This is a genomic window from Streptomyces melanogenes (assembly GCF_014649795.1).
Taxonomy (GTDB): domain Bacteria; phylum Actinomycetota; class Actinomycetes; order Streptomycetales; family Streptomycetaceae; genus Streptomyces; species Streptomyces noboritoensis.
Genome location: NZ_BMTS01000022.1, coordinates 33,553 through 45,240 on the forward strand (window position 1 = coordinate 33,553; position 11,688 = coordinate 45,240).

Annotated in this window: 10 protein-coding genes; 4 read left to right on the forward strand and 6 right to left on the reverse strand. The window is 73.4% G+C overall.

Going from position 1 to position 11,688, the window contains the following annotated elements; translation table 11 throughout:
- Position 1: 1 nt before the first annotated feature.
- Positions 2-595 carry a (2Fe-2S)-binding protein gene (locus tag IE252_RS34310; protein WP_190093366.1) on the reverse strand — a complete coding sequence of 198 codons (594 nt, stop codon included), beginning with the start codon at positions 593-595 and terminating at the stop codon, positions 2-4.
- A gap of 2 nt (positions 596-597) precedes the next feature.
- Entirely contained in the window at positions 598-1,488 is an 891-nt protein-coding gene (locus IE252_RS34315; RefSeq protein ID WP_190093367.1) for an FAD binding domain-containing protein, read from the reverse strand.
- Between the two features lie 259 nt (positions 1,489-1,747).
- Here IE252_RS34315 and IE252_RS34320 point away from each other — a divergent pair, with 259 nt between their 5' ends.
- Together IE252_RS34320 and IE252_RS34325 are read left to right on the forward strand one after the other, a co-directional pair.
- Positions 1,748-3,421 (forward strand): PucR family transcriptional regulator, encoded by a 1,674-nt coding sequence (locus tag IE252_RS34320; RefSeq protein WP_190093368.1) that lies wholly within the window; start codon positions 1,748-1,750, stop codon positions 3,419-3,421.
- A 191-nt stretch (positions 3,422-3,612) separates the two neighbouring features.
- Positions 3,613-4,380 carry a hypothetical protein gene (locus IE252_RS34325; protein WP_190093369.1) on the forward strand — a complete coding sequence of 256 codons (768 nt, stop codon included), beginning with the start codon at positions 3,613-3,615 and terminating at the stop codon, positions 4,378-4,380.
- A 149-nt stretch (positions 4,381-4,529) separates the two neighbouring features.
- Here the strand turns inward: IE252_RS34325 and IE252_RS34330 are convergent, their stop codons facing one another.
- Positions 4,530-5,303, reverse strand: coding sequence for a GntR family transcriptional regulator (locus IE252_RS34330; RefSeq protein ID WP_190093370.1), 774 nt, complete (start codon positions 5,301-5,303; stop codon positions 4,530-4,532).
- 125 nt (positions 5,304-5,428) lie between these two features.
- Between IE252_RS34330 and IE252_RS34335 the strand changes: the two genes are divergently transcribed.
- Together IE252_RS34335 and IE252_RS34340 are read left to right on the forward strand one after the other, a co-directional pair.
- Positions 5,429-6,265, forward strand: a complete 837-nt coding sequence (locus tag IE252_RS34335; RefSeq protein ID WP_190093371.1) for a (2Fe-2S)-binding protein — start codon at positions 5,429-5,431, stop codon at positions 6,263-6,265.
- Between the two features lie 193 nt (positions 6,266-6,458).
- Positions 6,459-7,520, forward strand: coding sequence for a DUF2637 domain-containing protein (locus tag IE252_RS34340; protein WP_190093372.1), 1,062 nt, complete (start codon positions 6,459-6,461; stop codon positions 7,518-7,520).
- Positions 7,521-7,541: 21 nt separating this feature from the next.
- Here IE252_RS34340 and IE252_RS34345 read toward each other — a convergent pair whose 3' ends face one another.
- The 3 genes from IE252_RS34345 to IE252_RS34355 all read right to left on the reverse strand — a co-directional run bounded on the left by IE252_RS34345 (position 7,542) and on the right by IE252_RS34355 (position 11,674).
- The gene (locus IE252_RS34345; protein ID WP_190093373.1) at positions 7,542-8,000 is read right to left on the reverse strand and encodes an ATP-binding protein; all 459 of its coding nucleotides are present in this window, start codon (positions 7,998-8,000) and stop codon (positions 7,542-7,544) included.
- A 376-nt stretch (positions 8,001-8,376) separates the two neighbouring features.
- Complete coding sequence (locus IE252_RS34350; protein ID WP_190093374.1) at positions 8,377-10,119, reverse strand: pyruvate dehydrogenase; 1,743 nt, start codon at positions 10,117-10,119, stop codon at positions 8,377-8,379.
- Between the two features lie 28 nt (positions 10,120-10,147).
- The gene (locus IE252_RS34355) at positions 10,148-11,674 is read right to left on the reverse strand and encodes a protein phosphatase 2C domain-containing protein (RefSeq protein WP_190093375.1); all 1,527 of its coding nucleotides are present in this window, start codon (positions 11,672-11,674) and stop codon (positions 10,148-10,150) included.
- Between the last annotated feature and the right edge of the window lie 14 nt (positions 11,675-11,688).

Here is an 11,688-nt window from a genome sequence, read left to right on the forward strand (position 1 = left end):
GTCAGACCGCCTCTTCCTGACGGGCGGCCGCGAGGCGGACCGCGTCGAGGATCTTCTCGTAACCGGTGCAGCGGCAGAGGTTGCCGGAGAGGGCCTCTCGGATGTCCTGGTCGGACGGGGAGGCGTTGCGCTCCAGGAGCTCGTCGGCGGCGACCAGCAGACCCGGGGTGCAGAAACCGCACTGGACGGCGCCGGCGTCGATGAACGCCTGCTGGATCGGGGACAGGGCGCCCGCCTCTCCAGTCTGGCCGTCGACGGGCTTGGCCTGCCAGCGCTGGGCGGCGTCGATGGAGGTGCCGCAGGCCCCGGAGGCGCAGCCGCCACCGGGGTGGGCGTCCTCCCGGTGCTTGGCGTAGTCGGCCAGGCCCTCGACCGTGACGACCTCGCGGCCCTCGACCTGACCTGCCGCGACCAGGCACGAACAGACCGGCACCCCGTCCAGGCGGACCGTGCAGGAGCCGCATTCACCCTGCTCACAGGCGTTCTTCGAACCCGGAAGACCCATGCGCTCGCGCAGGACGTAGAGGAGGCTCTCGCCCTCCCATACGTCGTCGGCTTCCTGCTTGCGGCCGTTGACCGTGAAATTGACGCGCATGGTTATGCAGCTCCTTCAAGCGAGCGGCCGGTGCCGCGGTACTGCTCCCAGGTCCAGCCGAGCGTGCGGCGGGCCATGATGCCCACGGCGTGCCGGCGGTACTTGGCAGTGCCTCGTACGTCGTCGATCGGGTTGCAGGAGGCGGAGGCGAGCTCCGCGAACTGCTTGGCGATCGAGGGGGTGATGATCCTGCCGCTCTCCCAGAACCCGCCCTCGTCGAGCGCGGCGTTCAGGAACTCCTCGGCGGCCTTGGCGCGGACCGGGGTCGGGGCGGCCGAGCCGATGCCCGTGCGGACCGTGCGGGTCTCGGGGTGCAGCGCCAGGCCGAAGGCGCAGACCGCGATGACCATCGCGTTGCGGGTGCCGACCTTGGAGTACTGCTGGGGGCCGTCCGCCTTCTTGATGTGGACGGTCTTGATGAGCTCGTCCGGCGCCATCGCGTTGCGCTTCACACCGGTGTAGAACGCGTCGATCGGGATCAGCCGGGAGCCGCGCACCGACTCCACCTCGACCTCGGCGCCCGCGGCGAGCAGCGCCGGGTGGGCGTCACCGGCGGGCGAGGCCGTGCCGAGGTTGCCGCCGACACCGCCGCGGTTGCGGATCTGCGGGGAGGCGACGGTGTGCGAGGCGAGCGCCAGGCCCGGCAGCTCGGCCCGCAGGTTCTCCATGATCTGGGTGTACGACACGGACGCGCCGAGCCGTACGGTCTCCTCGCCGACTTCCCAGGCGCGCAGCAGCTCGATGCGGTTGAGGTCCAGAAGGTACTCGGGCCGGCGGTGGTCGAAGTTGATCTCGACCATCACATCGGTGCCACCCGCAATGGGCACAGCCGTGGGGTGCTCGGCCTTGGCGGCGAGCGCCTCCTCCCAGCTGGCGGGGCGAAGGAAGTCCATGAGTGGCTCTCTTCTTCTCAATCGGGGTCGTTCGCGCGAGTCCCGGGGACGGCAGGCCCTCGGCTGTTGAGGTCGTTCATGTGCTGTTAACGCTGTGTGGCCCCAGTACACAAGCCTCACTCCGCCGGGTGCAGTCACCGAAACCATGAAGGAGTTGGCTGGTCTCCATCTACGTCTTGTAGATTCGTATGAAAGGCGGTGCTCAGTAACCCCACCGCTTTCCACCGGCAACAACAAGACAGATCGGCGGCGACACGCGATGCGGCTGCGCGCACTTCTGGAGACCGACGCGCTGGGGCTGCGGCTGCTCGGCGGCGAGGACGAGCTGGACCGCACCGTACGCGGTGTGATGACCACTGACCTGCGCGATCCGAGCCGCTATCTCTCCGGCGGCGAGCTGGTCCTGACCGGCCTCGCCTGGCGCCGCGACGCCGACGATTCCGAGCCATTCGTACGGATCCTGGCCGGAGCCGGGGTGGTCGGCCTGGCGGCCGGCGAGGCCGAGCTGGGCGCGATCCCGGATGACCTGATCCGTGCGTGTGCACAGCACCGGCTGCCGCTGTTCGCGGTGAACGAGTCGGTCGCCTTCGCCACCATCACCGAGCACGTGGTGCGCCAGGTCTCCGGCGAGCGGGCCGGGGACCTGGCGGCCGTGGTCGACCGGCACCGGCGGCTGATGACGTCCGGCCCGGCGGGCGGCGGCCCCGAGGTCGTCCTGGACCTGCTCGGCTCCGACCTGGACCTGCGGGCCTGGGTGCTCTCCCCCACCGGGCGGCAGATCGCGGGCGCGGGCGAGCCGCTCGCCCCGTCCGTCGGCGCCACCCTGGCGGGCGAACACCTCGGTGCGACCCGCACCGGCCGCCGGGGCCCGCACCGGGCGCTGGTCCAGGGCACCACGTACTCGCTGTTCCCGATCCGGCACAGCGGGCGCGGGGCCGCCCCGGCCGCCCGCGACGTGCGCGAGACGGTGCTGTCGGACTGGCTGCTGGCCGTGGAGGCGGACGCGGGCGACTGGCCCGCCGCCCGGCTCGACCTGCTCCAGGGCGTCACCCAGCTGATCGCCGTGGAGCGCGACCGCCGCGACGCGGCCCGTACGGTACGCCGCCGGCTCGCCCAGGAGGTCCTGGAGCTGGTGCAGACGGGCGCCGCGCCCGCCGAGATCGCGGCCCGGCTGCGGGTCGCCGCTCCGGTGCTGCTGCCGGGCCTCGGCTCGGCGCCGCACTGGCAGGTGATCGTGGCCCGGGTCGACTGGACCCAGTCGGCGGCCGCCGGCACCGAGGTCGCGGGCGGCCCGGTCGCCCAGGCCCTCCTTGAGGAAATACTGGTCGACCCGGCCGTGACGGGCTCCGAGTCCTCGGACCGGATCGCGGTCGCCCACGCGGGCGACGAGGCCATCGCGCTGGTGCCGCTGCCCGCGGTCGGCGAGGGCACGGACGGCGGGCTGCACGCGGACGCGCTGCTCGCCGCGGTCCAGGCGCCGCTCTCGGCGGGCCTGGCCGACGACGGGCGCCTGACACTCGGTGTCAGCGCCGCCGTGCACTCGGCGGAGGGGCTGCGCGGCGCCCTGGAGGAGGCCCGGCACGCCCGCCGGGTCGCCGCCGCCCGCCCGGGCCGGGTCTGCGCGGCCGGCCACCACGAGCTGGCCTCGCACGTGCTGCTGCTGCCGTTCGTCCCGGACGACGTGCGCCGCGCCTTCACGGCCCGGCTGCTCGACCCGCTGCGCGACTACGACCGGCGCCACCGTGCCGAGCTCATCCCGACCCTGGAGGCGTTCCTCGACTGCGACGGCTCCTGGACCCGCTGCGCCACGCGACTGCATCTGCACGTCAACACCTTGCGCTACCGGGTGGGCCGGATCGAGCAACTGACGGGTCGTGATCTTTCGCGCCTGGAGGACAAACTGGACTTCTTCCTGGCCCTGCGGATGAGCTGAGGGGGCGCGCGGACGGCGCGGCCGGGCCGGAACACCACCTGGACGCACCGCAATTCGCCGTTTGTGAAGGAATTCACGCATTGCCCTTGGCCCGGCGTGCCAATCCGTGCTGAGATTCGCCACACGACTCAACAGCTCGGACTCAACGGCTCAATGGCGCGCTCGGGGAGGGCAACGTGGCGTACTCCGCCATGTCTGATTCCGGAACGACTGCAGAGAACGGGGATCCGCTCCAGACCGCGGTATGGCGGCTGCGCTCGCGCGGCTGCTGGACGGACGCGGCCGCCCTGCTCGAACCGCACGGCGCCGAGCCCGCCGCGGCGCTCCAGCGGGCCGCGCTGCTCACCGAGCGCTGTCTGTACACCGGGGACGGCTGGGCGGAGGCCGAGGAGGCGCTGCGCGGCGCCGAGGCGGTGGCCGGGGACGACGAGGAGCGCGGTGCGGCGGCGTGCGAGCGCGGCCAGCTCGCGTACGCCTCGACGCTGCTCGGGGTGCGCGACCGCGCCGACGAGGCCCGGTCGGCGCTGGGCCGGGCGGCCGCGCTGATCGCCCCGGCCGCGCGGAGCCGGGCGCTGCTCGACTTCCGGCGTGGGCTGCTCGCGGAGAACGTGGCGGACGCGCCGCAGGCGGCCCGCGCCGCCTACCGCCGCGCCCACGCGGGCGCCACCGCGCACGGCGACACGCTGCTGCTCTCCTTCACCTGGCGCCATCTGGCCGGACTCGCCCTGCGCGACGGGGAGTTGGCGGAGGCGCGGCACGGCTTCGCGGAGTCCCTGCGGATCCGCGAGGAGCTGGGCTATCTGGTCGGCACGGCCCCGGCGCTGGCCGCCCTGGCGGACGCGGAGCCGGAGCCGGAGGCGGCCCGTCTGCGCACGGAGGCGGCGCGGCTGTTCCGCCTGCTGGGTGGCGTGCCGACGTGGCTGGCGAGCCATCTGACGCCGACAGCGGCGGCCACGTGACCGATTAGGCGCGTCTTTGTCTGCGGGCCGGTGGTGGGCTGGTCGCGCAGTTCCCCGCGCCCCTAAAGGCGGATGCCGCGAAGCGGCATTTAAGGGGCGCGGGGAACTGCGCGACCAGCCACAGCGGACCCGCGCCCGACCGCGCAGCGTTAAAGCGCCGACCCCGTGAAGTGCTCCCGCACAAGGGTCTGCACAACCGTCAGATCCTGGGCGATCAGTGCGTCCAGCAACGCCAAGTGCTCCGCCGCGTCCGCCACCAGCTCCCCCTGCCGGGCGACCGGCGCGGCCGTCAGGGGCCACTGGGAGCGGCGGTGGAGGTCCTCCGCCACCGCGAGCAGCTGCTGGTTCCCGGCGAGCGCCAGGACCGCACGGTGGAAGGCGCGGTCCGACTCCGCGTACCCCGCCCGGTCCCCCACCGCCGCCGCCTGCGTCGTCGCCTCGGCCAGCGGCCGCAGCTCGGCCCAGCGCGCGGCGGGCACGGACCGGGCGAGCCGCAGCATCACCGGCACCTCGATCAGCGCCCGCACCTCCGCCAGCTCGGCCAGCTCGCGCGGCCCCCGCTCGGTGACCCGGAAGCCCCGGTTCGGGACGACCTCGACGGCGCCCTCGGAGGCGAGCCGCTGCATCGCCTCGCGCACCGGGGTGGCCGAGACGCCGAACCGCTCGCCCAGCACCGGCGCCGAGTACACCTCGCCCGGCACCAGCTCGCCGTCGACCAGCGCGGCCCGCAGCGCCTCCAGGATCTGGCCACGTACGGAGTAGCGGCGGACCTGGGGCGCGGGCGGCTCGCTGTGGGTGTGCTCACCGCGCGCCTCACCACCCCGTACGGCCGTGAAGGGATCACCCTCCACCCGGGCCTGCGCGGGCACACGGGGAGACCCGAACGGCGGCACCGCCGTCTCGCGTGCTCTGCCCTGCTCCACCCCAGGCCCTCCTACCGCTCGGTATTCCCCCAGCACCATAGGCGGACAAAGCGGCAGTTCAAACATCGCGCACATCCGCTAAGGTAAGCCTTACCTGCAAACGATCGTGATTCGGTGGTCCCTGCATGACTGTGTCCACGCTGCTCCCGAGCCCCTTGGCCGCGTCCTACGCGCGCCTCGCCGATGTCTACCCCGGCGTCCGGGTCCATGAGCTCGCGGACGGCGAGCGGGCCCCAGAATCCCCCGGCTGGGTCGGCGCGCACCAGCTCGCCTCCGGCGGGGACGCCCTGGACGCCTTCCTGGGCTGGGACGACGAGCAGGTCCTGCGCGACTACGGGCAGCGGGCCCGCCCCGACGTCATCGCCTCCTTCGGCTTCCACCGCTACGCCTGGCCCGCCTGCCTGCTCATCACGGTGCCGTGGTTCCTGCACCGCCGGGTGCCGCGCGTGCCCGTCGAGGACGTCTCCTTCCAGCGCACGCTGGGACGGCTGACCGTGCGGGTGCGCGAGTTCGCGTGCCTGCCCGGGGACCCCGCCGCCGCCCTGCCCGGCGCCCGGGTCGTCCCGGACGAGGAGGCGCTGCGCGCCGAGGTCCGCGCGGCCGTCGCCGAGCACCTCGGCCCGGTCCTCGACGGCTTCGGGCCCCGGATGCGGCGCGGCAGGCGGGCGCTGTGGGGCATGGCGACCGACGAGGTCGTCGAGGGGCTCTGGTACGTGGCGGCGCTGCTCGGCGAAGAGCGGCGGGCGATGGGCGAGCTGGAGCTGCTGCTGCCTGGTTCCACCAAGCCGTACGTGGGCGCCGCGGGCTTCCGCGAGCTGAGCGGTCCGGCGGGCGAGCCGCTGCCGACCCGCGACCGGGCCAGCTGCTGCCTCTTCTACACCCTGCGCCCCGAGGACACCTGTGTCACCTGTCCGCGTACCTGCGACGCCGACCGGGTGGCCAAGCTGAGCGCCGCGTCCTGAATCCACGCCACTCGTCCGGGTGAGCCGGATTCGAACCCAACTCGCCCCAGCACCACGCCAGTTCGAGCAGATCGCACCTATCCGTATGCCACTGGCCGCCAATGGCGGCCTCTTGCCCCGAAAACGCCTGCGGCCCGGTGCGGCAGGAGCACTATGGCGCCCGGAACGCCTTACGTGATTCAAGGGACACCGCATGCGACTGACCGACATATCTCTGGACTGGCTGCTTCCGGGCGGCGTGATGATCGTGGGGGTCGTCGTGGCGTTGGTCGTCCTCACGCGCGGCAAGCGCTCGGGTGAGAGCGCGTCCGGCGACGACACCTGGGAGCGCAGCGAGGAGCGCCGCCGCCGCAAGGAAGCCGTCTACGGCACCGCCTCCTATGTGCTGCTGTTCTGCTGCGCGGCCGTCGCCGCCGCGCTCTCCTTCCACGGTCTGGTCGGCTTCGGCCGGCAGAACCTCGGCCTCACCGACGGCTGGGAGTACCTCGTCCCCTTCGGCCTCGACGGCGCCGCCATGTTCTGCTCGGTGCTCGCGGTGCGCGAGGCCAGCCACGGCGACGCGGCGCTCGGCTCGCGCCTCCTCGTGTGGACGTTCGCGGGCGCGGCGGCCTGGTTCAACTGGGTGCACGCGCCGCGCGGCATCGCCCACGCGGGCGCCCCGCAGTTCTTCGCCGGGATGTCGCTTTCGGCGGCGGTGCTCTTCGACCGCGCGCTGAAGCAGACCCGCCGGGCGGCGCTGCGCGAACAGGGCCTGGTGCCGCGCCCGTTGCCGCAGATCCGGATCGTCCGCTGGCTGCGGGCCCCCCGCGAGACGTTCGGCGCCTGGTCGCTGATGCTCCTGGAGGGGGTGCGGACGCTGGACGAGGCGGTCGAGGAGGTCCGCGAGGACCGGCGGGCCAAGGAGCAGAACCGGCTGCGCCGGCGCGAGCAGGAGAAGCTGGAGCGGGCGCATCTGAAGGCGCTCAGCCGTCAGGGCCGCGGCAGCCTGGGCCGGGTGCGGCCGGGCGGCCGCCAGGTCGACGTCCCGTCCATGGCGAGTGCGGGCTCCGGGCAGCCGAAGGCTGTCGCGGAGCCCGCCATAGAGCCGGGACAGCTGCCCCTTCGCAACCGGCCCTCCCTTCAGGCCGTCACGCACGCTGACTCCCTGACGGCGTCCAGGACCGTCGACCTCACGGCCGAGGACGACACCCAGACGCTGCCGCGCCTGGACCACCTGGAGCGCAAGCTCAAGGATCTGGAGCAGCAGTTCGGCTGAGCGCGGACGGCGCCGGAGGCTTCACGCCGTCCCGCTGCCGAGTTCGAACCAGACGACCTTGCCCGCCTCGTGCGCGCGCACGCCCCAGGCGTCCGCGAGCGCCTGCACCAGCAGCAGCCCCCGGCCGTGCGTACCGTCGTCGGCGGACGGTACGTACGGATCGGGCAGCACCGGCGTGAAGTCGTGCACCTCGACGCGGAGTCCGGTCGGTGCCACGGTGGCCGTCACCACCGCCCCCTGGTCCGTGTGTATCAGCGCGTTGGTCACCAGCTCGCAGGTGAGCAGCTCGGCCACGTCGACCGGCCCCTGGTGCTTCCAGTGCCCCAGCAACTCCCGCAGCGCGCGCCGCACTTCCGGCACCGCCGTCAGGTCCGACCGCCCCACCCTGCGCCGCAGCTGCCCCTGGAGCACCGCACGCGCACCCGTTCCCCGGAACGCCCCGTTGATTTCGGGCCCGCCCCCTCCCTGACGCTCAGTCATAGCCCCCACCCGCACGTCGTCACGTCCCTTTCCGTCTCGAACACCCTCACGGGATGCATGCCCCACCGACCCCCCGTCACGCATGGTGATTCCTCAACGACCGACGGAATACGCCGCGGGAGCGGTTCCACGGCTCGTGGCGCGGATGCGGGCCGGTCACGGGAGGGGAGGGCAGTCCATGGCAGCGCCCCTTACCCACAGGCGAGTCACAGGCTGAAAACGGCCACCGGCCCCGGATTCGCTCGTGCGCGGCCGGATGCGCCTGCGGTTGCGCCCGCCTTCCGGCCACCCGCCCGGGAGACGCACTGACCACGGAGGATCACCCCATCGCCAGACGGCCGGGTGGACATCTGCCTTACGGAACCCCTGAACGGCCTTACGGGCGCGGCACGTTGCGCAGGTTGGAGCGGGCCATCTGGAGCATCCGGCCGACCCCGCCGTCCAGCACGATCTTGCTCGCGGAGAGCGCGAAGCCGGTCACCATCTCGGCGCTGATCTTCGGCGGGATGGAGAGCGCGTTGGGGTCGGTGACCACGTCGACCAGGGCGGGCCCCTTGTGCTTGAAGGCGTCCTTGAGCGCGCCCGCGAGCTGCTTGGGCTTCTCCACGCGTACGCCGTACGCACCGGCGGCGCGGGCGATCGCCGCGAAGTCGGGGTTGTGGTTGCTCGTCCCGTACGACGGCAGCCCGGCGACCAGCATCTCCAGCTCCACCATGCCGAGCGAGGAGTTGTTGAACAGCACGATCTTCACCGGCAGGTCGTACTGGACCAGGGTCAGGAAGTCCCCCATCAGCATGGAGAAGCCGCCGTCCCCGGACATCGAGACCACCTGGCGGTTCCGGTCGGTGAACTGGGCGCCGATCGCCTGCGGCAGCGCGTTGGCCATCGAGCCGTGGCTGAACGAGCCGATGATCCGGCGTCTGCCGTTGGGCGAGAGGTAGCGGGCGGCCCAGACGTTGCACATGCCGGTGTCGACGGTGAACACCGCGTCGTCGTCGGCGAGTTCGTCGAGGACGGACGCCACGAACTCGGGGTGGATCGGCACGTGCTTCTCCACCTTGCGGGTGTACGCCTTGACGACGCCCTCCAGCGCGTCGGCGTGCTTCTTCAGCATCTTGTCGAGGAAGCGCCGGTCGGTCTTGGCCTTCACCCGCGGGGTCAGCGCGCGCAGCGTCTCCTTGGCGTCGCCCCACACCGCCAGATCGAGCTGCGAGCGCCGCCCCAGGTGCTCGGGCCGCACGTCGATCTGCACGATCTTGACGTCGTCGGGCAGGAACGCGTTGTACGGGAAGTCGGTGCCGACGAGCATCAGCAGATCGCACTCGTGGGTGGCCTCGTAGGCAGCGCCGTAGCCGAGCAGCCCGCTCATGCCGACGTCGTACGGGTTGTCGTACTGGATCCACTCCTTGCCGCGCAGCGCGTGCCCGACCGGGGCCTTGACGCGCTCGGCGAACTCCATCACCTCGGCGTGGGCGCCCGCGGTGCCGCTGCCGCAGAAGAGGGTGACCCGTTTGGCCTCGTCGACGAGCCGGGCGAGCTTCTCGATCTCCGCGTCGCCGGGCCGTACCGACGGCAGCGCGGTGACCAGGGCGTGCTCGACGGCCTTGTCGGGGGCGGGCTCGGAGGCCACGTCGCCCGGGAGCGCCACCACGCTGACGCCGCCCCGGCCGATGGCGTGCTGGATGGCCGTCTGGAGCAGCCGGGGCATCTGCTGCGGGTTGGAGATGAGCTCGCAGTAGTGCGAGCACTCGCGGAAGAGCTGGTCGGGGTGGGTCTCCTGGAAATAGCCCAGGCCGATCTCGGACGAGGGGATGTGGGAGGCGAGGGCGAGGACGGGCGCCATCGAGCGGTGGGCGTCGTAGAGGCCGTTGATCAGATGGAGGTTGCCCGGGCCGCAGGATCCGGCGCAGGCCGCGAGGGTGCCGGTGAGCTGGGCCTCGGCGCCGGCCGCGAAGGCGGCGACCTCCTCGTGGCGGACCTGGATCCAGTCGATGGCGGAGGTACGCCGGATGGCGTCGACGACGGGGTTGAGGCTGTCGCCGACGACGCCGTACATCCGCCGCACTCCGGCGCGGGCGAGGATGTCCACGAACTGCTCTGCCACGTTCTGTCTGGCCATGGCTCCCATTCATCCACGGCCCGCCGCGTCACGCCTCCCAGACGGCGACCGCCGTACGGTCGTCGGCGTACCCCTTCACCCTGAGCTGGACGTCCGCGAGGAACTCGGCGAGCCCGGGCGGCCCGTCCCCGGCCCACCGCTCGGCCAGCTCCTTCGCCAGCGCGGGCTCGCCCCGCAGCGGCTCGGCGAGCCCGCCGCTGCACAGCAGCAGGGTGTCGCCCGGGCGGGCGACGGAGGCGCGGAAGCGGAAGGGTTCGGCGGGCGGGGGCGGCGGGTCGATGTACGGGCGGGCGGGCTCCACGGTGTGCAGGTCCATGGTGAGCCGGTCGCCCTCGGCGGTCTCGGCGGGCGGCGAGCCGAAGCCGACGACGGGCGCGCCGCTGACCTCGCCGGGCTCCGGCGGGGCGGGCTCGATGTCCTGCCAGACGCCCGACCGCAGCCGGAACAGGCCGCCGGGGCCGACCCCGAAGAAGACCCGGGTGCGGCAGCTCGGGTCGGCGGAGAGCAGCAGACAGCGCAGGCCCGCCGTGTACTCCTCGGGCTCCGCGCCCAGCTCGGCGGCCCGGGCGCGCAGTCTGCCGTAGCTGCGGTCGGTGAGCCGGTGCAGCCCGGACTTGAGGTCGCCCCGGCGCCCGGCCCTGATGTCGTCGGCGAGCCGGGCGTGGCTGCGGCCGATGGCACCGCCGATCCAGCGGCAGGCGTCGGCGGCGGCGAGGTGCGCGCCCTCGAAGGCCCGCATGCCGCTGGCTACGGCGACCAGGACCAGCGCGTCCTCGCCGTTGCCGAACCGGGCGGTGAGCAGGGCGTCGCGGCGGGGCTCGCCCCGGTAGCGGGCGGAGTCGCCGCGCACGGAGGCGGCGCGCAGTACGTACGCCCCGTACCGGGCGCCGTCCAGGACCGTGTCCGCGACGAGCTCGTCCAGGCCGTCGGGCCGGGCGTTCGGCAGTGCGGTGGGATCGGCGTCGTAGGTGGGCGGCCGGTCCCCCACATGGCCGATACGAGGCCGGGGCGCGGGGGGCGGCGGCGGTTCGGGGGCCGCTTCGGACGGGGCGGTGACGGTGGCGGGGGGATCGGGCGGGGCCGGTGGCGGCTGGACCCGCTGGGGTTCCGGCGGCCGCGCCGGCGGCGGGGGGACGGCGGGCTCGTACCCGGGCGGCGGCGGGGCCAGCGGCGGGAGGGAGTCGGCGGGCTCCCACCAGCCGCCGGTGCGGCGGGAGCCGGGCGGTGCCGTGCTGCCGGGCGGCTGCCAGGGGGCCCGGGGCAGGATCCCCTGGGGGATCGGACCCGGCATGTCCTCGGGTTCGGGTCCGGCCGTCTCCGCAGGATCGATTCGGTCCTGCGGTGCGGGCTGGTCCGGCACGCGCGGCGCGTACTGCGGAGGCCGCGGCCCGGACCGGGGGTCCGGCACGGGCGGACTCACCGCCTCCGCAACGGAGTTGAAGCGGTCGTCGAGGGTGTCGCCCGCGGCGGCGGGCGAGTTGTCCGGGGCGGGCTCGTCGTACAGGCGAGCCCACCAGTCGTCGTCCGAGGTGCGCCTCTCCCCCTGCTGACTCATGCCCTTATTGTCCA